General features: G+C 48.5%; 18 protein-coding genes and 1 pseudogene. 7 read left to right on the forward strand and 12 right to left on the reverse strand.

The features are described 5' to 3' along the window. Positions 1–60 precede the first annotated feature (60 nt). The 3 genes from glyS to secF are packed head-to-tail and all read right to left on the reverse strand — an operon-like array spanning position 61 to position 3489. Positions 61–2043 carry a glycine--tRNA ligase subunit beta gene (gene glyS / locus ACKRDP_RS08165; RefSeq protein WP_409154268.1) on the reverse strand — a complete coding sequence of 661 codons (1983 nt, stop codon included), beginning with the start codon at positions 2041–2043 and terminating at the stop codon, positions 61–63. 1 nt (position 2044) lies between these two features. Then, entirely contained in the window at positions 2045–2617 is a 573-nt protein-coding gene (locus tag ACKRDP_RS08170; RefSeq protein WP_409154269.1) for a tetratricopeptide repeat protein, read from the reverse strand. Positions 2618–2625: 8 nt separating this feature from the next. Beyond that, positions 2626–3489 (reverse strand): protein translocase subunit SecF, encoded by an 864-nt coding sequence (gene secF / locus ACKRDP_RS08175; protein ID WP_409154270.1) that lies wholly within the window; start codon positions 3487–3489, stop codon positions 2626–2628. A 15-nt stretch (positions 3490–3504) separates the two neighbouring features. Here secF and ACKRDP_RS08180 point away from each other — a divergent pair, with 15 nt between their 5' ends. After that, positions 3505–4986 carry an ArnT family glycosyltransferase gene (locus ACKRDP_RS08180; protein WP_409154271.1) on the forward strand — a complete coding sequence of 494 codons (1482 nt, stop codon included), beginning with the start codon at positions 3505–3507 and terminating at the stop codon, positions 4984–4986. On the opposite strand, the gene ACKRDP_RS08185 is transcribed toward ACKRDP_RS08180, so the two are convergent. Further along, positions 4980–6074 (reverse strand): OmpA family protein, encoded by a 1095-nt coding sequence (locus tag ACKRDP_RS08185; protein ID WP_409154272.1) that lies wholly within the window; start codon positions 6072–6074, stop codon positions 4980–4982. The genes ACKRDP_RS08180 and ACKRDP_RS08185 overlap by 7 nt on opposite strands. Positions 6075–6116: 42 nt before the next feature. Here ACKRDP_RS08185 and dtd point away from each other — a divergent pair, with 42 nt between their 5' ends. Beyond that, entirely contained in the window at positions 6117–6560 is a 444-nt protein-coding gene (dtd, locus tag ACKRDP_RS08190) for a D-aminoacyl-tRNA deacylase (protein ID WP_409154273.1), read from the forward strand. Here dtd and ACKRDP_RS08195 read toward each other — a convergent pair. Together ACKRDP_RS08195 and coaE are read right to left on the reverse strand one after the other, a co-directional pair. Continuing rightward, positions 6557–8407, reverse strand: a complete 1851-nt coding sequence (locus ACKRDP_RS08195) for a helicase HerA domain-containing protein (RefSeq protein WP_409154274.1) — start codon at positions 8405–8407, stop codon at positions 6557–6559. The two genes, dtd and ACKRDP_RS08195, sit on opposite strands and share 4 nt — an antisense overlap. After that, positions 8391–9005, reverse strand: coding sequence for a dephospho-CoA kinase (gene coaE, locus ACKRDP_RS08200; RefSeq protein ID WP_409154275.1), 615 nt, complete (start codon positions 9003–9005; stop codon positions 8391–8393). Before coaE ends, ACKRDP_RS08195 begins: the two co-directional genes overlap by 17 nt. Positions 9006–9035: 30 nt before the next feature. On the opposite strand from coaE, the gene ACKRDP_RS08205 reads away from it, so the two are divergent. The 4 genes from ACKRDP_RS08205 to ACKRDP_RS08220 are packed head-to-tail and all read left to right on the forward strand — an operon-like array spanning position 9036 to position 11228. Next, positions 9036–9284, forward strand: coding sequence for a c-type cytochrome (locus tag ACKRDP_RS08205; protein ID WP_409154276.1), 249 nt, complete (start codon positions 9036–9038; stop codon positions 9282–9284). Positions 9285–9304: 20 nt separating this feature from the next. Continuing rightward, the gene (locus ACKRDP_RS08210; protein WP_409154277.1) at positions 9305–10510 is read left to right on the forward strand and encodes a molybdopterin molybdotransferase MoeA; all 1206 of its coding nucleotides are present in this window, start codon (positions 9305–9307) and stop codon (positions 10508–10510) included. Further along, positions 10510–10860 (forward strand): nucleotidyltransferase family protein, encoded by a 351-nt coding sequence (locus ACKRDP_RS08215; protein WP_409154278.1) that lies wholly within the window; start codon positions 10510–10512, stop codon positions 10858–10860. The genes ACKRDP_RS08210 and ACKRDP_RS08215 overlap by 1 nt, the downstream gene beginning before the upstream one ends. Further along, on the forward strand, positions 10806–11228 hold the full coding sequence (locus tag ACKRDP_RS08220; protein ID WP_409154279.1) for a nucleotidyltransferase substrate binding protein: 423 nt from the start codon (positions 10806–10808) through the stop codon (positions 11226–11228). Before ACKRDP_RS08215 ends, ACKRDP_RS08220 begins: the two co-directional genes overlap by 55 nt. On the opposite strand, the gene sreC is transcribed toward ACKRDP_RS08220, so the two are convergent. The 6 genes and pseudogenes from sreC to ACKRDP_RS08250 form a co-directional block, all read right to left on the reverse strand. Beyond that, positions 11225–12235, reverse strand: coding sequence for a sulfur reductase subunit SreC (sreC, locus tag ACKRDP_RS08225; RefSeq protein ID WP_409154280.1), 1011 nt, complete (start codon positions 12233–12235; stop codon positions 11225–11227). The genes ACKRDP_RS08220 and sreC overlap by 4 nt on opposite strands. 2 nt (positions 12236–12237) lie before the next feature. Continuing rightward, positions 12238–12936: a sulfur reductase subunit SreB gene (gene sreB / locus ACKRDP_RS08230; protein WP_409154281.1), complete on the reverse strand. Its 699-nt coding sequence runs from the start codon at positions 12934–12936 to the stop codon at positions 12238–12240. A gap of 2 nt (positions 12937–12938) precedes the next feature. Further along, the gene (locus ACKRDP_RS08235) at positions 12939–13484 is read right to left on the reverse strand and encodes a Uma2 family endonuclease (RefSeq protein WP_409154282.1); all 546 of its coding nucleotides are present in this window, start codon (positions 13482–13484) and stop codon (positions 12939–12941) included. Further along, the gene (locus tag ACKRDP_RS08240; protein ID WP_409154283.1) at positions 13481–14032 is read right to left on the reverse strand and encodes a Uma2 family endonuclease; all 552 of its coding nucleotides are present in this window, start codon (positions 14030–14032) and stop codon (positions 13481–13483) included. The genes ACKRDP_RS08235 and ACKRDP_RS08240 overlap by 4 nt, the downstream gene beginning before the upstream one ends. Further along, positions 14029–16967 (reverse strand): annotated as a pseudogene (locus tag ACKRDP_RS08245) (molybdopterin oxidoreductase family protein). The gene ACKRDP_RS08240 and the pseudogene ACKRDP_RS08245 overlap by 4 nt, the downstream one beginning before the upstream one ends. 20 nt (positions 16968–16987) lie before the next feature. After that, entirely contained in the window at positions 16988–17956 is a 969-nt protein-coding gene (locus tag ACKRDP_RS08250; protein ID WP_409154284.1) for an SDR family NAD(P)-dependent oxidoreductase, read from the reverse strand. A 16-nt stretch (positions 17957–17972) separates the two neighbouring features. Between ACKRDP_RS08250 and ACKRDP_RS08255 the strand changes: the two genes are divergently transcribed. Continuing rightward, positions 17973–19877, forward strand: coding sequence for an ATP-dependent DNA helicase (locus ACKRDP_RS08255; protein WP_409154285.1), 1905 nt, complete (start codon positions 17973–17975; stop codon positions 19875–19877). Positions 19878–19946 lie beyond the last annotated feature (69 nt).

Genomic DNA, 19946 nt, shown 5'->3' on the forward strand with positions numbered 1-19946 from the left:
TTCAGGAGCATAAATTAATCCCTCCTCCAGATACTGTCAAGTAGCGTCTATGGTTTTTCATCATTTATAGCCTCCTTCTGTTACTATCTTGCTAAAATCCGCAAACCTGTTGAAAAGTTTTTTTATTCTGTATAAGAGGGCAAGCCTGTTTTTCCTTATTTCCTCCCTGGGGTCCATTACCAGCACTTTATCAAAGAAGTTGTCTATGGGTTCTTTCAGAGCTGAGAGACTGAGCAAATCCTGCGTGCCCTCAAGCCCCCTTAAGGCTTCCCAGAGCCTTTTCTCTTCCTCTTCAAGAAGCAGCCCTTCTTTCACCATACCTTCCCCCCATTCTGGAGGCAGTATCCTCACTACCCTCCTGTAGGCTTCAGCTATATGTTTAAATTCTTCCTCCTCCCTCAGGCTGGCAAGGGTTTTTACCGTGTTTATCACTTCGTAAGGTCTCAGCGGATTTTTAACTTCAAGAACTGCCCTCACAAGGTCATAGCCATAGGGGTCAAGGTAAGCTTCAAGCCTTGCTTCAAGAAACTTTCTAACATCCTCATGGGACCCTTCAAGAAGTTGAGAAAGGTCCACATCCCAGCCAAAGGCATCTATTATGGCAAAGAGCCCATGGGCAAGTCTTCTCATACCATAGGGGTCTGAGCTTCCGCTGGGAGACTCACCCACAGCCATGAAGGTGCTAAGGCTATCAAGCCTGTCCGCAAGGGAGAGCACCGCAGAAATATGGCTGGAGGGCAGTGGGTCTGTTGGACGCACAGGAAGGTAATGCTCATAGATAGCAAGGGCAACCTCAGGGTCTTCGCCCTGCCTCAAAGCGTAAACATACCCCATGTATCCCTGAAGCTCATCAAACTCCCTCACCATCTGCGTCAGAAGGTCTGCCTTGCATAGCTGGCTTGCCCTCTCTATCTTTCTCTTCTTTTCTTCAGACAGCCCAAGGAGGTCCGCCAGCTTCATGGCAAGGGCTCCAACCCTTCTTACCTTCTGGAGCATACTGCCAGCCTTTGGATGGAAAAGGACTTCAGAAAGCCCGGGAACAAGCTCCTCAAGGGGCCTTTTGAGGTCCTCTCTGTAGAAGAAGAGGGCATCCTCAAGCCTTGCCCTAATCACCTTCTCGTAGCCTTTTACTATCACCCCATCCCTGGGATAGTTGTTGCTTATGGCTATGAAGTAAGGTAGGAGTTTACCCTCCTTCTCCACACAGAAGAACCTCTGATGGTGTGCAAGGACGGTCATTATGACCCTGTCTGGAAGCTCAAGGTAGCTTTCATCAAACTTCCCTACCACCGCAAAGGGGAACTCCACTAGGTTTGTTACCTCCTCCTCCAGACCCTCGGGATATAGAGGCCTTCCGCCAAGGGCATAGGCTTCATCCTGAAGGAAGGCAAGCACCATGCCAAGCCTCTCCCTGTAATCTGCAATCACGTAGTTGTTCCTTAGAACCTCCATATAATCTCCTGCCCTCTTCAGTTCTATTGGTCCTGGGGATAGAATTCTGTGGCCGAGGGTGAACCTGCCTGCCTTTACCCTTCCAAAGGAGAAGGGCAGAACTTCATCACCGTAGAGGGCGCATATCCACCTGATGGGTCTTGAAAATCTGAGGTTTGAGGAATCCCATCTCATGGTTCTCGGAAAAGGGGCAGACTGGAGAAGCTCCTCAAACTGCTGAGAGAGTCTTTCAAGAGGTGAGACTTCCCTTACCCTTCTCCTTATGGCGGTGTAGAGTCCCTCACCTTTATGAAGTTCAACAAGGTCCTCCATGTCTGCCCTGTTTCTTTCAAGAAAGGCAAGGAGCGCTCTTGTGGGCTTTCCCTCCTCATAGGCCACCTTGACGGGTGGACCGTAGATAATTTCCTCTCTCTCTGGGGCAATGTTTTCAAGGTTTTTTACAAAGAAGGCAAGCCTTCTGGGTGTTGCGAAGGCCTGTATATCGTGCCTGTGTAGAATCTGGGAAAGCCTCTCCTTCATATAGTTCAGAGCAGACAGTATAACACCGGCGGGCAGCTCCTCAGTTCCTATTTCTATAAGAAGGTCTTTCATACTATTCCCCCATAAGAGAAAGAGCTTGTGCAATGTTGGCAAAGTAAGTGTTGGGGAATTTCTCCTCAATCTTTTTCAGAAGAGCCTGTGCTTCCTGCGTCCTTCCCTCTTTCCTGAGCACCTGTGCCTTGAGCAGAAGGGCGCTCACATAGTTAAAATCTTCTTCCCTAATACCTTCCAACTCTCTAAGAGCCTCCCTGTTTTTGCCCTTCTTGAAAAGCTCATAGGCATACCTTTCCCTGTATAGGGATTGGAGCTCTCTGTCCTTCAGGCTCTTCACTACTTCATGAGCAACAGCCTCTTCATTAACCTTCACATCCTTTGTGTGTTCTGCCATGTATAGCTCGTAGGAGAGGAAAAGAGACCTGAAGGAGCTATCCTTTGAGGAAGCTGAATCTATCAGCTCCTTTGCCTTCATGTAGTTCCCCGCTTGCAGGAGTTTTCTTATTTCATACTCCTTGTATGCAAGCTCCTGAAGTTTGCGATTTGTGTAACTTTTCCAGAGAAGGAAAGCGCCCACAAGAATAAGGGGAAGGATTAAGAAAGCACCTACTCTGAGAATTATATCCCTCATTAACAAAATTATACACTCACAGGCTGTGGTCTGAGCCTGCTCTTAATGTCAAAGACCAGTGCGCTGGCCACAAAGATAGAAGAGAGCGTGCCCACCACAACGCCCACCACAAAGGCAAACATTATGTTGGAAAGGGCAGGACCTCCAAACAGGAAAAGGGTAAGGGATACTACAAAGGTGGTAAGGGAGGTCATCAAGGTTCTCGCAAGGGTCTGGTTTATGGAGGTGTCTATAAGCTCTCTGAAAGGTGTTCCCTTTCTTATGCGCAGGTTTTCCCTTATCCTGTCAAAGACAACCACCGTATCCGATACAGAATATCCTGCCACTATGAGGAGTGCTGCCACCACATCAAGGTTAACCTCCCTCTGGGTTATGGAGTAAGCTCCCACCACTATAAGCACATCATGAGCCAGAGCAACTATGGCGCCCAGTGCCCAGAGAGGCTCAAACCTGTATCCAAGATAGAGGAGTATGCCACCAATGGCTACAAGCATTGCCCATATGGCTTTCTGACGCAGTTCTGATGTTATTATACCCCCTATGCTCTCAGACCTTATGAGTTCATATTTAGAAAGCTTTTTCAGTTCCTCAAGGGCTCTTTCTGAAGGGTCTCCGAGCCTGAGCTTTACAATAACCGTCCCCTGAGCGGTGTCCTGAACCTGAAAGTGGGAGTAGCCCGCACCTTCCAGAAGCTTTCTCACATCTCCCACCTTCACAGGCTTTTCAAACTTCACCTCAAGAACACTTCCTCCTGTAAAGTCAAGCCCCAGGTTAAGGCCCCTGTAGGCAAGGGATAGAAGGCTCAGTAGCAAAAGGAGGAGGGAGACAAGGTATGCATAATACCTGAGGCTTATGAAAGGTATGCTTTTCATGTTTATAATTGTAGCATGCTTTATCTTCTGGCTCTGCTGGTGCCAGTTCTCTATTTTTTTAATCTTGGTGCCTTTCAGGTCTGGTCTCCCAACGAAGCCTTCTATGCAGACTCTGCACGCAGGATGCTCCAGAGTGGAGACTTCATAACACCCTACTACAACGGAGAGCTGAGGCTCAACAAGCCACCCATGACCTACTGGCTTGTGGCTACTGGATACTCTCTTCTGGGTGTTAACGAGTGGGGTCTCAGGCTCATGCATGCTCTCCTCGGACTGGGGACGGGGTTGATAACAATGCTAATGGCGAGGGAGCTCACAGGGAGCTGGAGAATTGGGCTTCTGAGCTTTCTTGTCCTTACCCTTTCTGTGCAGTTCTTTGCCAACTCTCAGTATGCATCTCCGGAGGTGCCCTTTACCCTCTTCATAACACTGAGCCTATACTTCTGGCTTCTATACTACAGAAGGGGGGTTTTCCTCCTTCTCCCTCTTGCCTTTCTTTCTTCTTCCCTTGCCATGCTTGTGAAGGGTCCTGCTGGCTTTGTGCTGCCAGCTGGTGTGGTCTTTTTTTACCTGCTCTTTACAAACCCTGGGGAGCTTCTCAGGCTCAGGTATTATATGCTTAGCCTTCTGGCCATAGTGCTGGGTCTGTGGTGGCATGTATATCAGATATTTACAAAGGGAAGCCTGTTCTGGGAGGTCTTCTACAGGGAAAATCTCAGGCGTGTGTATCATGGTGATGAGCCTTTTTACTTTTATCTTGCTGACCTGAATGTGAGCTTTCTGCCCTACTCCATACTCTTCTTCCCCGCCCTTGTATGGGTAGTCCTCAGGGTGAGGAGAGAATACGCTTTTCCTCTTGTGTGGTTTGCCTTTGTGTATGGACTTTTCAGCCTTGTAGCCCAGAAGATACCCGTGTATGTGCTTCCTGCCTTTCCTGCCCTTGCCATAATCACCTCTGGCTTCTTGATTTCTGAGGAGTGGGGAAGGGTTAAAAAAGCTCTGTCTCTGTCTGTTTCAGCCCTTGTGGTGCTCTTACTTTTTGCTGGCGTGCTTTTCTTCTCGCTCAGTCCTCTGTTGCTTCTTCTATTGCCCCTTCCTCTTCTTCTATTTCTGAGAGATTTCAGACTTTCTCCGGCAATGGCAGGTCTTCTGTTGATAGTATTTCTCAAGCTGGGGCTTCTGCCAGAGCTCGAAGAGAAAAGATGGGTCAGAGAGCTTGGAGAGTTTATAAGGAGGCTTGACCCTTCTGCAGTTAAACCAACTTACGAGGTGGGGCACTTTCACCATAGCCTACCCTTCTATGCGGAGAGAAGAATAATAAGGGACAGACAGCCAGAGGCAGGCTCGCTTGTAATTTTCAGGCTTGGGTCCTTTGAGGGCTGTAAGCCAGTAAAAACCTTCAGGCTCTACACAGGTTCAGAAAGCAGGCTCTTCAGGTTCCTCATGGATGCCCGCGGGGATAAAAGATTTGAAGACTTTGGCGTCTGCCTTTACTGACCGGGCACCTGAATCACTATAAACTCTGCCCTTCTGTTGGTAAGCCTACCAATGGGTGTGGCGTTGTCCGCTATGTATCTTTCCTTTCCAAAGCCTGCTATTTCTATCCTCTCTGAAGGTATACCAGCTTTAATAAGGTAGTCTCTTACAGCCTGAGCTCTCCTTAGAGCAAGCCTGTCATTGTAAGCCTTTGGACCGATGCTGTCGGTAAAGCCCTCTATCCTTACTCTCACGCCAGGGTTTTCCTTGAGAGCTTTAACCACCTCATTAAGAAGCGGTATGTATTCCCTCTTTATGTTGTGTTTATCAAAATCAAAGTGAACCCTTGCGGTCACCATGAGGAGCTCTTCCTGAGGCTGAGGTGGCTTGGGAGCTGGAGCGGGAGGAGGAGCTGGTTCAGCCTTTGCAAGCTCCGGAAGGAAGGGCTTACCTGTGTAGCATTCAAGGTTTCCGTCCCTGGCTATGTTTACTTTCTGTATGGCAGTGTTTATTTCAGTCTGCGCCTTTCCGTAAAAATCCACAACCTTTGTAATGCTTGGCTGGGGTTTTGAGAGCTCGTAAGCCATGGCATCATAATAAACCTCAGCCCTTGCAAGCTCGGCGGGTGCACAGCTAAGAGCCCTGTTCTCTCTTGCATACTTGAGGCTTGAATTGAGAGAGCTTATGTCCAGCCCAAGACTCTTTTCATACTCAACCCTTATTCTTGAGCCTTCCTCCTCATCATAGTATAGTGGCTCACCATACTCACCGTATTCAACCTTCTTAACCCTCTTTACCTCTGCCTGCTCTATGAATTCAATGTTATCAAGCTCCACCCTTCCTGCCCTTGCCTTTGAAAGGGCACTGAAGCTCTTTACCATAAAGAGCCTTGAGCCAGCCTCATCCAGACTGGAAGCAAGGGAGTTTGCCACATCTCTGCTTGTCCTCGCCTTCTCAAAGTGATATGGGTCTTTGAGGTCAATTTCTGCTCTCTTTGCAAGCTCAATGCTTCTCTGGACCTGATTTACACCATCAAGAATCCTCATGTTAGAAAAGTCCTGTGCATAGAGGAGTGCAGAGCTCATGAGTAAGAAACCAAGCTTTTTCATGCTTCCCTCCTTTCTCCTTATTCTACAATAAAATTTTACACCATGAGGGCTGTTCTGCAAAGGGTAAAAGAGTCAAGGGTTCTTGTGGATGGCTCGGAGGTTGCACGCATAGGTGAGGGGCTCAACATACTACTGGGGGTTGGGGTGGGTGATACTGAAGATGACGTTAAAAAGCTCGTAGAAAAGATAATAAACCTGCGTATCTTTGAAGGCTCCTCCGGAAAGTTCAACCTTTCTCTTCTTGATATAATGGGCTCTGCACTTGTTGTATCCCAGTTTACGCTCTATGCCAACATAAGAAAGGGCAGAAGACCCAGCTTTGAGCTTGCAGAAAAGCCTGAGAGGGCAAGGGAGCTCTATGAGCTCTTTGTAGAAAGACTCTCGGAGCATGTGCCCACCCAGTGTGGTATGTTCGGTGCCATGATGGAGGTTCATATAGTCAACTGGGGACCTGTTACCATAATACTTGACAGCAAGGAGATTTAGAGTTCTATTTCTAAAAGCATGCTGAAGGGCACGGCTATACCGCTCAGGAAAAGGTGACCCGGTTTGAGGGTGGGTAACAACCTGACCTGGTCTTCGTAGGGATATTCAAAGAACTGTGAAACTGCGTTTATGTCATTCTGCGTTATCAGCCTGAAGATTGCCTGAGTGTTGAGTTGAGAGAGCACATACTTGCTCAAGTTTGCAGGTCTCTGAGAGACAGCCAGAAGACCAACTCCAAACTTTCTTCCTTCAAGGGCTATCCTCTTTGTCATACTTATGGCCAGGTTCTCCCTGCCTGCAGGAACCTCCGTGGCTCCCCTCTCTGGAGCAAAGTTGTGAGCTTCTTCAAGAACAAGGAGCCTTCTTGAAGGTTTTGACCTGGCAATGGACATTATCTCTCTGAGAAGGAGCCCCGTCATGTTTAGCCTGGTGTTTATGTTCACCACATCCCTGAGGTCTATTATGACCACATCAGCAGGTGAGCTGAGGGCTTCACCCAGCAACCTGAAGACTTGTGGTTGATTCTGGAGGACCTCTTCACCCATGTCTTTTGACAACATACGGAGCACTTCAAGCACCTCCTTTTTCAGTCCACCCTTAGAAGCCTCAAGGAGCATGTCTCCCAGGCCTCTTTCAGCATAAGCGGAGAGTCTGAGGTCCGGTTTTATGTAAGTCCTCATGTGGGTGAGGAATGTCCTTTCCTCCTCACCTTTCTCCTGAAGTAAAAGTCCATATTCTCTAAAGAGCTCCTTTATATCCTCCACCCATAGAGGAAGAAGTGTATAGGGTATTCTTACGTGGTGAATTCTGCTCTCTTCAATTCTGAGCTTCTGCCTGTACTCTCCGAACAGGTCAAAGACAAAGGTTTTGCATACAGCGGGTGGCGTGTTTTCAATGAGCCTTGCCACAAAGGTGGTCTTTCCAGAGCCTGTGGTCCCGAGGATAGCCATGTGCATGGAGCTTATTTTTGCAAGGTCCACATAAACTGATACTGGCCTTCCCACAAGGTTTCCAACCCTCACAGGCAAGTCCATTGAATAGCCAGAGAGGTTTGTTTTCATAACCCTCTTGAGGTCCTCATCCCCCTCTCTTACAGGAAGAAGCTGGTCACCCGGACGAAGACCGGAGAGGGGTGTGCCAAAGTAGCCCTCCTCTTTTTCTCTGAGCTCAAGGAGCACCCTGACCTTTCCCATAAGACCAGACGCCCTGAGAGAGGTTCTGAGGTAGGCAACAGCCCAGACCCTGCTTTCAGAGGGACCCTCTAAGGATTCTGGCTGACCTGTATGGGTGTATACCTTTGTGAGCTTGCACAGAAGCCTTCCATGCTCCCTTTGAGCCCACAGAAAGGACTGCTCTGGGAGGTTTTCAAAGAGAGCCACCACCGCCTCTGTGGAAGATTCAACGGACAGAACAACCGCCACCGTATCCTCAAAGAGTCTTACAGACCTTCTTTTGTAGTCCTCAAAGAGCTCAAGAAGCCTCCTTGCCTCCTCTCCATGCAGGGCGACCATGACCTCTAAATTGCCATCCTCCTCAAGTCCCGGTCTTGTGAGGTTTGCAGAACCCACAAGGGCTAGTCTGTCGTCTATCAGTATGAGCTTCGCATGAAGCTTTTCGTTTATGTATAGCTCAGCACCATACCTTTCAAGAGCTTTAAAAGTGCCCTCTCCCGTTATGCTCAAGTCCCTAAGCTCCCCGGCTCTGAGTATAACCTCAAGCCTCACACCTCTAGGAAGCACCTCGAGGAGTTTTTCAAGCATGCACTGGTCAATCCAGGGAGAGGCTATCTTCAGGCTCTTGCTGGCTGTTGCCACTTCCCTTCTGAGTATCTCAAGATATTCCTTCATTCTGAAACTCCACCCAGTTTCTGAAAACCCTCACAAGCTCAAGTGTTCTACTTCTAAGGTTATCCAGAGTTCCCCTGTTCTCCAAAATAAAGTGGGCGTATCTGAGCTTTTTCTCTGGAGGCATCTGATTTTTCCACCTTCTTTCAAAGTCTTCAGGACTGTAGCCAGCTCTCAGGGCTCTATCTCTGCATACCTCATAGGGTGCATACACCAGAAGAGTTGCATGGTAGTTTCTGTAGGTGCCCTTTTCCACGAGAAGGCTTGCCTCAACAACTACCACACCCTTTTCTGGAATTTTCCTGAACTCCTCTTCAAGCCTTTTGTAAAGGGCTATGTGGGTTATATTCTCTAAAAGCCTGAGCTTTTCAGCGTCCTTAAAAACCATGTCAGCAAGCCTTTTCCTGTCAATTTCTCCACCTTCATCAAGTATTTCACTGCCAAAAGCCCTTACCACCTCTGTGTAGACCTCACCCCTTTCTTCGTAAAAGCTCCTTATAATCCCATCTGCATCAAAAACCTGAAAGCCCGCTTCCTGAAAAAACCTTCCCACAGTGGACTTGCCCGAGCCAAGGTTTCCCGTCAGGGCTATCTTTAGCATTAAGGGATATTTTAAACTGGAGGTGCTGACATGAAGAGGCTTTTTGCTGTGCTATTTCTTATAAATCTTAGCTTCGCTGTGGAAGGAGAGCTCATTTTCAAAAACTCCTGTATGAGATGCCACACCGATAAGGACAAGAAGCCACTGGGCTATCTGAAGGAAAAATATAAAGGCAAGCCGGAGGCGGTTGCGGAGCTCGCCAGAAGGTGCCCATGGGGTCAGGGTCTGTCGGAGATGGAGATAGAGCTGGTGAGCAAGTGGCTGGCGGGTGTTAAGTAGAATGCGTTAATATATTCTCCATGCTAACACCTTACGAGGATGCACTGGAGCTGCTACTCGAAAACACAGAACCCTTGCCCACTGAAAAGATTTTCCTGTGGAATACCCTTGACAGAGTGCTTGCAGAGGACATAAAGGCGGATACAGACAAGCCTCCCTTTGACAACTCTGCAATGGATGGTTATGCGGTCAGAAGTGAGGACATCTCAGAAGTCCCTGCAAGGCTCAGGCTTGTGGGAGAGGCTCCGGCGGGTGGTGATGCGGACATAAGAGTGGAAAAGGGCACAGCGGTAAGGATATTCACCGGGGCTCCCATACCAGAGGGTGCGGACACGGTGGTGCCCGTGGAGTTTACAAAGCTTGAAGGAGAGTATGTGCTTGTGGAAAAGTCCCTAAGAAAGGGTGCCAATGTAAGACTGAGGGGTGAAGAGATAAAAGGAGGTGAGGTAATCCTCCAGAGGGGGACAAGAGTCAGAAGGTATGAGGTTAGTCTTATGGCTTCTGTGGGCAGAGTAATGGTGGAGGTCTTCAGAAGACCGAAGGTTGCCATCCTCTCAACGGGGGATGAAATAAGGGAGCTGGGAGAAGCCCTCGAAAGGCCCTCTCACATAAGAAGCTCCAACAACCATGCCCTGTATGCGGGGGCTTTAGAGCTTGGGTGTGAAGTGGTTCACTTAGGGATAGTGAGGGATGAGCCTGAGGAGATAGAAAGGGTGCTCAGGGATGTGGAGAGCTTTGACATATTTGTAAGCACGGGAGGCGTGTCTGTTGGTGATAAGGACTTTGTGCAGAGGCTCGTAAAGGAGATGGGCTTTGAGGTCCTCTTTCACAAGCTCAGGATAAAGCCTGCAAAGCCAGTGCTCCTTGCAAGAAGGGGCAGGAGCCTCTTCTTCGGTCTTCCTGGAAACCCTGTTTCCTGCATCATGGCTTTTGACCTTCTTGTAAAGCCTGCCATAAGGAGGATGCAGGGATTTCAGGAGTGCAGACCGCCTCTATACAGGGCGGAGCTGGTGAGGGGCTTTTCAAGAAAAGATGCGGAAAGAAGGGAGTTTGTGAGGGCAAGATTCTGGCAGAGAGATGGAAGGCTCTTCTGCGACTACTCCCCAAAAACCCAGTCCCACATGCTCACCTCCTACGTGGATGCCAACTGTTACATGGTGGTATACGAGGACGTGCATGAGCTTAAGGCAGGGCAGGTGGTGGACATAATCCCCTTTGACTGGTGATGGGAAAGAAGGAGATAGAAAGGTTAAGAGGGCAGGTGCTTCAGACTCTGGGAGAAAGGCTAAACATGGAAAAATGCCTTCTTCTGCTGTATGGCTCAACCGCTCTGGGAGAGGATACGGAGCTTTCCGACATAGACCTTGCACTGGACTGTCTTGAACCCCTTGATGACAGGCTGTTCCTTGAGATTGTAGAGGAGCTGAGTCTGAGAGTGGATACACCCAGAAAGATTGAGCTGGTGGAAATAAGAAGGCTTTCGGAAGAGTTCCTTGAAAGTATCATAAAAGGAGCGGTGCTATGGCATGTGGGGAGAGACTACTTAAAAAGCTGGTTCAGACAGAGAAGGCTCTGAAAAAGCTGGAAGGGGTAAGGGCTCTTGAGGAAAGGCTTGAAGAGGAGCTTCTCTACGAAGTGGCTACAAAGAGGTTTGAATACACCTTTGAAAGCCTGTGGAAGACAATAAGACTTTTTCTGCTTGAAAAGAAGGGGCTTGAGTGCAACTCACCCATGGATTGCCTAAAGGGCTTTTATTCGGTGGGTCTTCTCAGCAGGGAAGTTGCGGAGAAAATCGCAAAAACGGTCAGGCTCAGGAACGAAGTGGTCCACATCTACGACTTTTCTCTTGCGGGGAGAGCATATGTAGACATAAACTCAACCGCACTGCCCCTCTTCAGGGCGGTGGTTGAAAGAATAAAAGAGGAGTGCCAGAAGGAGGATTAGAGCCTTATAACAGTCTTTTTCCTCTCCATGTAGCCCTTTCTCAGCCTGTAGCCCTCCTCAGGATAAAGCCCATAAAAGAGGTTCTGCACATGGTTTCCTTCCACAAAGAAGCACCACCTTTCGAGAAAGCTCCCCACCACGAGGCTTGCAAAGGTTATGGCGTAGAAGGTGTAGTTATAGTTGCCAGTAATCCAGGAGTAGAGCACCAGAAAGAGGGGAACCACGAAGGTGAGTATGTATGCAACGGGAAGAACAGAGCCCAGAAGGTCTTTCCCTTTTTTGTAGTAGAACTCCGTGGTGCAGTAGTTATCGGTGGTGCTACCCGTGTCAAGAACCCTGATTGGTCTGTTGTGAGGAAGGTTGAGGGCTTCGTTTATGGTGGGTCTTGATATGAGAAACTGTCTTATGTTAAAGGCTATCCTGAAGGCAAGACCCAGGGACAGGAAAAGGAAGGTAAGGAAAAGGTAGGCGGGAATAAACTCCGGTCTGTAGTGGTAAGTAAGAGCCAGAAAGGCTGAAGAGCCAAGCATGAGATACATATTGAGGTAGTAAAGAACTGTGAAAGATGTGTTCCACTCAAGCACGAACTTGTTGCTGGCATATATCATGGCAGTAGAGAGGGCTGAAAGCCAGCCGAGGATAAAGGTTGTTATTCCAAGCAAGTGCTGCAAAAAGGGCTGTGCGTTAAAGTAGTAAGAAAGCCCATACAGAAGTAGGGTAAAACCATAAGCCCCGCTGAAGACTGCCTCCCTTGAAAGCCAGGAGGTGTGAAAACGTCTTATTGCCTTCCACGCTCTCAACTTGTGTCCAAGGTGAAAACTTGCCCCTATAGCACCCAGACCTATGAGAATGAGAGAAATGATGAGAGATATAAGAACCGCATTCCTGGGCATGGCAGTGTTTCTGCCAAAGAGAGTGAGAAATTCCATAAAGTAGGTAAAGGTAAAGAGGCCTATAGAAACACCGGCGGTAAGGAAAAACCATATAAGAGAGACTGGTGGGTGCATGCTTAACCTCCTACATGATGTCTTCTTAAAACTTCAAGGAAGAGCGGGTTATCGTGCTTTAAGAGGTGTTCATCCACATGAACCTTTGTTTCTGTCCTTGGTAGATAGTGATTGCCGGGGTTTGTTCCCATATCAGAGAAGAGCACGAAGCCGTTTCGCTCCTTTATAACTCTGTATACTTCACTTTCTGGGTCTTCTATGTCCCCAAAGAACCTCGCCCTTGCAGGACAGGTAAGAACACAGGCAGGTCTTCTATGTTCTGGTGGCAGGGACTCGTCGTATATCCTGTCTATGCAGAGGGTGCACTTTTTCATCACCTTGTCCGCTTCATCAAACTCCCTACAGCCGTAGGGGCATGACCAGGAGCAGAGTTTACAGCCTATGCAGTCATCGTAGTTTACCAGCACTATACCATCCTGCTCTCTCTTATAGCTGGCTCCAGTTGGACAGACAGGCACACAGGGCGCATCCTGACAGTGCAGACAGGACTTGGGAAGATGAAAGACCTGCGTGTTGGGAAATTCACCCATCTCATAGCTCATTATCCTGTTATACCATACGCCCTGTGGTTCCTTTCCATAGGGGTCAAAGTCGGAAAGGGGTCCAAAGGCCGCCTGAGTATTCCACTCCTTACAGTTGGTGGCACAGGCATGACAGCCAACGCAGGTGTTCAGGTCTATAACAAGGGCAAACTGTGCCATCTTTATACCTCCTCAAAAACTTCTTCTAAGTCAAGCTCTGTGTTAAGAATTTCAGACCTCACAGTGCCACTACGCACTGCGGACGAATACAGTTTAAAGCCCTCCTCTGTGTTCACATATATTTCAAAGCTCCTGTCTATAGGGTCCACAAGCCAGTATTCCCTTACACCGGCGCGTTCATAAACCCTTTTCTTTACCTTCATGTCGTAGTATGCAGTGGATGGAGAGAGAATTTCCACAATCACGTCAGGAGGTCCATAAACGCCTCTGCCGGTTATTCTTGCCCTTGAGCCTTTGAGAATTACCATAATGTCCGGCTGATAGGCATTTTCATCATCAAGGTATAGGTCAACTGGCGCGTATATGACCTCACCCTTTTTTGTTTCCTCAAGCAGTCTGTAGAGTCTAACAAATAGCTTCTTTGAACTTCTAAAATGCTCAAACCCTAGTGCTGGGCTCATGACCAGTTCTCCCTCGATGAGCTGGTAGGGGCTTCCCTCTGGAAGGGCTTCGTAGTCCGCTATGGTCTTTTTCTCAATGGTCTTCATGGCTCTATTCCCTCAAAAACCTCATCAAGAGAAAGCTCAAAGGATAGCACCTCAGACCTCACTGTGCCCTTCCCTTTTGCCCTGCTTATAAGTTCAAAACCTTTCTCTGTATTCAGATACACCTCAAGGCTCTTCCTGAGAGGGTCTACTATCCAGTATTCTCTCACGCCAGACCTCTCGTAAACATCCTTCTTCTGCGTCAGGTCGTAATAGGCGGTAGAAGGCGAGAGTATCTCCACCACCACATCGGGAGGTCCATGCACGCCTTTACTGGTTATCCTCGCCCTTGAGCCTTTGAGAACTACCATTATGTCCGGCTGGTAGGCGTTTTCTTCGTCAAGATAGAGGTCTACGGGGGCGTAAATGACCCTTCCCTTACCTGCACGGTATACCAAGTCAGCGAGTTTAAGCACAAGGTTAAAAGAGCTTCCAAAATGCTCAAAGCCTGGAGCTGGGCTCATGATAAGTTCCCCCTCTATTAGTTGATAGGGGCTGCCCTCGGGCAGTGCCTCGTAGTCCGCTATGGTCTTTTTCTCAATGGTCTTCATGGCTTATACCTCAGCACAGGCACCCATCTCTCTTTAATATAGTCAAGGGGCTGGATTTCAAACTGGGGATAGGTTTCCGGTGTCTGGTCCTCCGCCCTGTAGACTTTCACCTTTGTATCAAACCACGCAAGGTGCCCCGTTATGGGGTCTCCGTAGTAAACCTCCTTTCCACCTATGCGTATGCTGTGCGGTATCACATGGTTTAGGAGAAAGCCCTCATGCCCTTCTTCTGCCTCGGGCTTGAGACCCCATGCACCCTTCATCTTGCCTATGGCATTCCATGTCCAGACGGAGTTTGGTTCTGTAGTTTCTGTTAGAAATACCTGACACTTGACCTTTCCTACCCTTGACTCTACCCATACCCAGTCAAGATGTTTTATGCCCAGCTTTTCTGCAGTCTTTGGGTTCATATACAGGTAGTTTCTCGTAGATATCTGTCTTAGCCAGACGTTCTGAGAATCCCAGGAGTGATACATCCACTGAGGCCTTTGAGTGAAGGCATACAGAGGATACTCTTTGCTGGAAACCTCCTCTTCAAAGGGTGGATACCAGAAGGGCAGTGGGTCAAAGTATTTTACAAGCCTTTCCCTTAGGATTGGGTCGGCTGGTGGCTGATTTTTGCCCTCCCACAGCCCCTGACCGGCAAGCCTGAAGGTCTGGAGAGTTTCAAGGTAGAAGTTAAAGACTATAGGTGCGACCTTCTTGAGGAAGCCCACGCTCACAGCCCATTCCTGATAATCCTTATTTACGTGCCTGTAGAATCTCATGTTTTCCGGAAGCCTGTAGTAGAAAAAGCCTTTGTTCTTTATATACATCTCTAACTGTCTGGGGTTTGGCTCTCCCACAAAGTGCTTGTCTCCGTTCTTGCCTCTCCAGCCAGCAAGGGCACCCACACCCGGCCTTGGCTGCCAGTTTATGATAAAGTCCTTAAAGTCTTTATACTTTCTTGAGCCGTCAGGGTTAACAAAGCCCGGAAGTCTGAGCCTCGAGCCAAGCTCCACCATCACATCTCCCCAGCCCTTCACATCGTAGCCGTTTGCCACAGGGTCTATAATAGGATGCCTGAGGGCATCCACTGGACCATCCACCGCGGAAGGCGGCCTGTCAAGAAGCGAAAGGGAAAACCATTGCTCAAGGTATGTGGCATCAGGAAGCACGAGGTCTGAATAGGCCACTTGCTCGCTGTAGAAGGCGTCTATAGTTATAACTCTGGGTATTATGTAGTTGCCCGCCGGGTCTGTTGCGGTCAGAGCCTCAATTATGTATGGTATGTTCTGGGAAGAATTCCATGCCATGTTTGCCATGTAAATCATCAGAACCTCAATGTGGTATGGGTTTCCTTCGTAGGCTGCGGGTATCACGTTGTGTATGAGCCCGTGAGCAGTCAGCGGGAACCACCAGCTGTAGGCATGGTCTATTCTTACAGGATTGCCCTTTTCATCCACAAGAAGGTCATCAGGGTTCTGAGGATATCCAAGATGTGGACCTGGATATACTTCCCCGTATTTTATCTCGTCAGGTCTTGTTATCTTGTAGGGCTTGGGAAGGTCTTCTATGTGTTTGGGATAGGGTGGCTTGTTGAGAAAGCCTCCGGGCACATCCACCACACCCAGCATCATCATGAGCAGAAATACAGTCCTTGCGCTCTGGAAGCCGTTGCTGTGGGATGCCACACCCCTCATCATGTGGAAGGATACGGGTCTTCCTATGACCTTTTTGTGCTTTCTGCCCCACACATCCATCCACTCTATGGGGAACTCTATGGGATGATAAAGGGCTATTGTGCCCATTTCCTTGGCAATTCTTTCTATGTCCTTTGCAGGTATGCCCGTTATTTTTTCCACCTTCTCCGGGCTGTAGTCTCTCACAAGCCTTTCTGCGAAGATATCAAAGGCGGGTCTGACTCTATAGCCCTCCGGGGTGGTGAACTCTCCTATGAAGGCTGGGTCAAGGTTGTCCGGGACTACCCTGTCCGCAGGCTGGAAGGACTGGGTCTTTCTATCAAAGACCATGGGCTTGCCTTCGGCGTTTCTGTAAAAGAGCCCATCCTTTGAAGTGCCCGGTGCCTGAATTACAAGCCATGGTGCGTTGGTGTATTCCCTGAGAAATTCCCAGTTAACAAGGTTGTATTTGAAAAGCACGTGCATTATGCCGAGAAAGAAGGCACCATCAGTTCCGGGCTTTATGGGGACCCACTCGTCTGCAACCGCACCGTAGCCCCAGCGCACAGGGTTTACCACCACAAACTTTCCACCCTTTCTTTTCATCTCTTGAATGCCAAGCTTGAAGGGATTGGAAGAGTGGTCTTCGGCCACACCTATAAGCATAAAATACTTGGTGTTTTCAAAATCCGCTTCTCCAAACTCCCAGAAGGAACCACCGATAGAATAGAGGCCCGCTGCTGCAATGTTAACAGAGCAAAAACCACCGTGTGCTGCCCAGTTGACCGTTCCAAGCTGGCAGGAAAACCAGCCGTTCATAGCCTGCATCTGGTCTCTTCCAGTAAAGAAGGCAATCCTGTAGGGACCTTTTTTCCTTGCCTCCTCCAGCCACTGGGTAGCAATCTGAAGGGCTTCTTCCCACTCAATCTCCCTGAATTGCCCGGAGCCTCTTGGACCAACTCTGAGAAGTGGTTTTCTTAGCCTTGCAGGGCTGTATTCCTTCATTATGCCAGAGGAACCCTTGGCACAGAGAACACCTTTGTTGGTAGGATGGTCGTCGTTGCCCTTTATGTATGTCACTTTATTATTTCTTACATATACCTCTATACCACACCTGCATGCACACATATAACATGTGCTGTAGGCTTTTCTGTCATAAAAGCTACCGCCTATCTCCATGGTAGACCTCCTGTGAAGTTATAAAATAAAACTTTTTCACAGTCTTTCCCTTTCAACCTTCTTATATGTTTATAAGCCCGGCTTATTACTCCTATAAGCCTGTCTTATGTAGATATTAAACCCTCACCTCCTTTACCCACCCCCAGTTCTTCAGAGTCCATTCCACAGTCCTTTTTATACCCTCCTCAAGGCTCACCTGAGGCTTCCAGCCAAGAAGACTCTCAGCCTTCTGAATGTCCGCCCATGTGGCTTTCATATCAGCTTTGTGGAAATCTTTTAGCTCAAGCTGTGCCTTTTTGCCCGTGTATTTTTCTATGAGACCTATAACCTCCAGTAGAGTGTGGGGGTTGTTGTTGCCCAGGTTTATTATCTCGTAGCCTAGGGGCTTTGTGGCCAGTATGGTTCCCTCTGCAATGTCGTCAATGTAGGTAAAGTCCCTGCTCTGGGAACCGTCGCCAAAGACCTCAAGTGTCTTCCCTTCCAGAACCCACTTTATGAACCTGAAGATGCTCATGTCAGGCCTTCCTGCAGGACCGTAGACGGTAAAATATCGAACCACAGACACATCTATGCCATACAGGTAGTGGTATGTGTAGCACAGCACCTCTGCAGACTTTTTGGAGGCAGCGTAGGGCGATATGGGTGTGTTCACCGGCAGGTCTTCCCTGAAGGGCATGGGCTGTCCTGCATAAAGGGATGAAGTGGAAGCGAGCACAAACTTTTTTATGCCCCGCTCCCTGCAGAGCTCAAGGAGGTTGAGAGTTCCCAGCACATTGGTGGTAAAGTAAACTTGGGGGTTTTCTATGGAATACCTGACCCCTGCCCTTGCCGCCTCGTTTATCACACAGTCAAAGGAATGCCTTTTAAAGGCCTCTTCCAGTGAATGCCTGTCCTCAATATCCATATGGTAGAAGGTAAAGTTCTCATACTCCTTCAGAAGCCCCAGCCTGTATTCCTTCAGCCTTGTATCGTAGTAATCGTTCATGTTGTCCACGCCAACAACTTTAAAACCCTTTTGAAGGAGCTTCTCTGAAACCTTCCACCCTATAAAGCCCGCACAGCCGGTGACCAGAAAGCTCTCCATGGCTTAGAATTTTAACATGCCCCTTGAAATCTACGAATTTTTGCTGAAAAAAGGCTTAGAGAGAAGACCTGTGCAGGAAAAGTTCTTCAGCATTGTCCTGTCAGCCATAGAGGAGGGAAACAACTGCGTGAAGGTCATTCAGGCACCTACAGGAACGGGAAAGACCTACGGCTATCTCATACCCCTTATGGAAAAGGGGCAGAAGGCCATAATCTCCACGGGAACAAAGCTCCTTCAGGAACAGCTACGCAGAGACATAGAAACTCTGAGGTCTTGTTACTTATACATCTTCGGCAAGGAGATAAGCTATCTTGTTATGAAGGGCAAGAGCAACTATCTGTGCCTTGACAGGTATTACGATCTGCCTCTGGAGAAAAGACCGGCTGAGCTGGAGATGGCTGTGGAGGGGAGCTGGGATGGAGATTTTGAATTTGTGAACCTTGAGACAGAGCTCAGAGAGAGGCTGTGTGTGGATGATGACTACTGCACGCCCCACTACAGGCAGACATGCAGTTTCAGGCAGGATTGCTACTACTGGGGAAGGTTAAAAAGGCTTGAAAGGCAGGCGGACCTTCTTGTGGTAAACCATGCCCTCCTGAGCCTGAAGGAGTTTGAAAACCCTGAAGAAAGGGTGCTGGTGCTTGACGAAGCCCATGAGCTTGACAGATACATAACCAGCAGTCTCACATCAGGGGTATCCCTTTATACCCTCAGAGTGGACATAATGGGCAAGGTGCTTGATTTTCTGAAGGAGGCAAGGTTTGAGCCGGAGGAATTTTTCATAAAAAACTTTGAGAGGCTCTTTAAGGAACAGAAGGAGGAGCTCCCGCTTGAGAGCCTTCAGCCTTATGCAGAAGCCTTTGAAAAGAGCATACTCTCACCACTGCTATTTTTCCACAGGACCATAAGGGAGAACCTTATATCAGAGCTCACAGGCTTTATCACAGACAGAATTTTTGTGAGCCTTACTTTTAAGGATTATCTTCTCAAGAGCGGTCTCGTTGACTGGGAAAGATACCTTGACCTGAAGGCAAACCTTGAGAAACCAACTGAAGAAGAGGAAAGGTGGATAAAGAGGCTAAGAAACTATGAGCTTCTCACAAGAAGACTGCAGAAAGTCAGAGAATTTTACAGAATCATGAAGGAAGACCCTCCCGGTATGGGATACCTTGTGGGCAGGCGATTCAGTAAAAGACTTCAGACTTTCAACTACTGGCTGGAAGTGTTCCCAGTTTTTCCGGCGGGACATGTAGATTTCACAGAATACAGGGCTGTAATAATAACCTCTGCCACCGTTGAACCCGAGGATATAAGGCAGACTCTCGGAATAAGCGGAGAATACTACGAGCTGGAGCATACCTTTCCCTACGAGAGGGTCAATTTTCTCCTTTACTCTGCAGACCCGAGAAAAAAGGAAGAGTGGGAGAACTGCCTCAAAGACGCCTACAGATACCTGAGAAGTTTACATGAGAGAGTGCTTGTGCTTCTTACTAACAGAGAACACATAAAGCTCTTTGAAAGGGAGGAAGGGGTTGCCTTTCAGGGGGATGAGCCCCTGTCCGGTCTTCTTGAAGACCTGAGGTCCGGAAGGATAAGTGCACTGGTCGGTCTTGACAGCCTCTGGTTTGGGGTTGATGTAAAGGGTGAGAAGGGGATCCTCATGGCAAAGCTGCCCTTTGAGAGCCCCGAAGAGCCAATAACCTTTCACAGGATAAGGTTTCTGAAATCTGCGGGACTTGACCCCTTTGAATACCAGAAGAGAAAGGCTCTCATAAAGTTCAGGCAGGGTATAGGCAGGCTCATGAGGAGCAGGGAAGACAGGGGCACCATAGTGCTCTGCGACAGGAGAATATTCAGGTTCAGAGAGTTTCTCAGGGCTCTGGAGGAGCTGGGCATCAGGATTAAGCATATAAGCACATAAATATGCCTTATCTCCTGCTCCAGAGGTTTTATAGCTCTTCCAGACTCGCCCCTTATATTTTTCACAAGG

The sequence above is a fragment of the Pampinifervens navoyensis genome, from assembly GCF_046159715.1.
Taxonomy (GTDB): domain Bacteria; phylum Aquificota; class Aquificia; order Aquificales; family Aquificaceae; genus Pampinifervens.

Bases quoted from the DNA above. Each gene is read 5' to 3' on its own strand.
- glyS (WP_409154268.1), bottom strand. From the start codon at position 2,043: ATGAAAGACCTTCTTATAGAAATAGGAACTGAGGAGCTGCCCGCCGGT.
- ACKRDP_RS08170 (WP_409154269.1), bottom strand. From the start codon at position 2,617: ATGAGGGATATAATTCTCAGAGTAGGTGCTTTCTTAATCCTTCCCCTT.
- secF (WP_409154270.1), bottom strand. From the start codon at position 3,489: ATGAAAAGCATACCTTTCATAAGCCTCAGGTATTATGCATACCTTGTC.
- ACKRDP_RS08180 (WP_409154271.1), top strand. From the start codon at position 3,505: ATGCTTTATCTTCTGGCTCTGCTGGTGCCAGTTCTCTATTTTTTTAAT.
- ACKRDP_RS08185 (WP_409154272.1), bottom strand. From the start codon at position 6,074: ATGAAAAAGCTTGGTTTCTTACTCATGAGCTCTGCACTCCTCTATGCA.
- dtd (WP_409154273.1), top strand. From the start codon at position 6,117: ATGAGGGCTGTTCTGCAAAGGGTAAAAGAGTCAAGGGTTCTTGTGGAT.
- ACKRDP_RS08195 (WP_409154274.1), bottom strand. From the start codon at position 8,407: ATGAAGGAATATCTTGAGATACTCAGAAGGGAAGTGGCAACAGCCAGC.
- coaE (WP_409154275.1), bottom strand. From the start codon at position 9,005: ATGCTAAAGATAGCCCTGACGGGAAACCTTGGCTCGGGCAAGTCCACT.
- ACKRDP_RS08205 (WP_409154276.1), top strand. From the start codon at position 9,036: ATGAAGAGGCTTTTTGCTGTGCTATTTCTTATAAATCTTAGCTTCGCT.
- ACKRDP_RS08210 (WP_409154277.1), top strand. From the start codon at position 9,305: ATGCTAACACCTTACGAGGATGCACTGGAGCTGCTACTCGAAAACACA.
- ACKRDP_RS08215 (WP_409154278.1), top strand. From the start codon at position 10,510: ATGGGAAAGAAGGAGATAGAAAGGTTAAGAGGGCAGGTGCTTCAGACT.
- ACKRDP_RS08220 (WP_409154279.1), top strand. From the start codon at position 10,806: ATGGCATGTGGGGAGAGACTACTTAAAAAGCTGGTTCAGACAGAGAAG.
- sreC (WP_409154280.1), bottom strand. From the start codon at position 12,235: ATGCACCCACCAGTCTCTCTTATATGGTTTTTCCTTACCGCCGGTGTT.
- sreB (WP_409154281.1), bottom strand. From the start codon at position 12,936: ATGGCACAGTTTGCCCTTGTTATAGACCTGAACACCTGCGTTGGCTGT.
- ACKRDP_RS08235 (WP_409154282.1), bottom strand. From the start codon at position 13,484: ATGAAGACCATTGAGAAAAAGACCATAGCGGACTACGAAGCCCTTCCA.
- ACKRDP_RS08240 (WP_409154283.1), bottom strand. From the start codon at position 14,032: ATGAAGACCATTGAGAAAAAGACCATAGCGGACTACGAGGCACTGCCC.
- ACKRDP_RS08250 (WP_409154284.1), bottom strand. From the start codon at position 17,956: ATGGAGAGCTTTCTGGTCACCGGCTGTGCGGGCTTTATAGGGTGGAAG.
- ACKRDP_RS08255 (WP_409154285.1), top strand. From the start codon at position 17,973: ATGCCCCTTGAAATCTACGAATTTTTGCTGAAAAAAGGCTTAGAGAGA.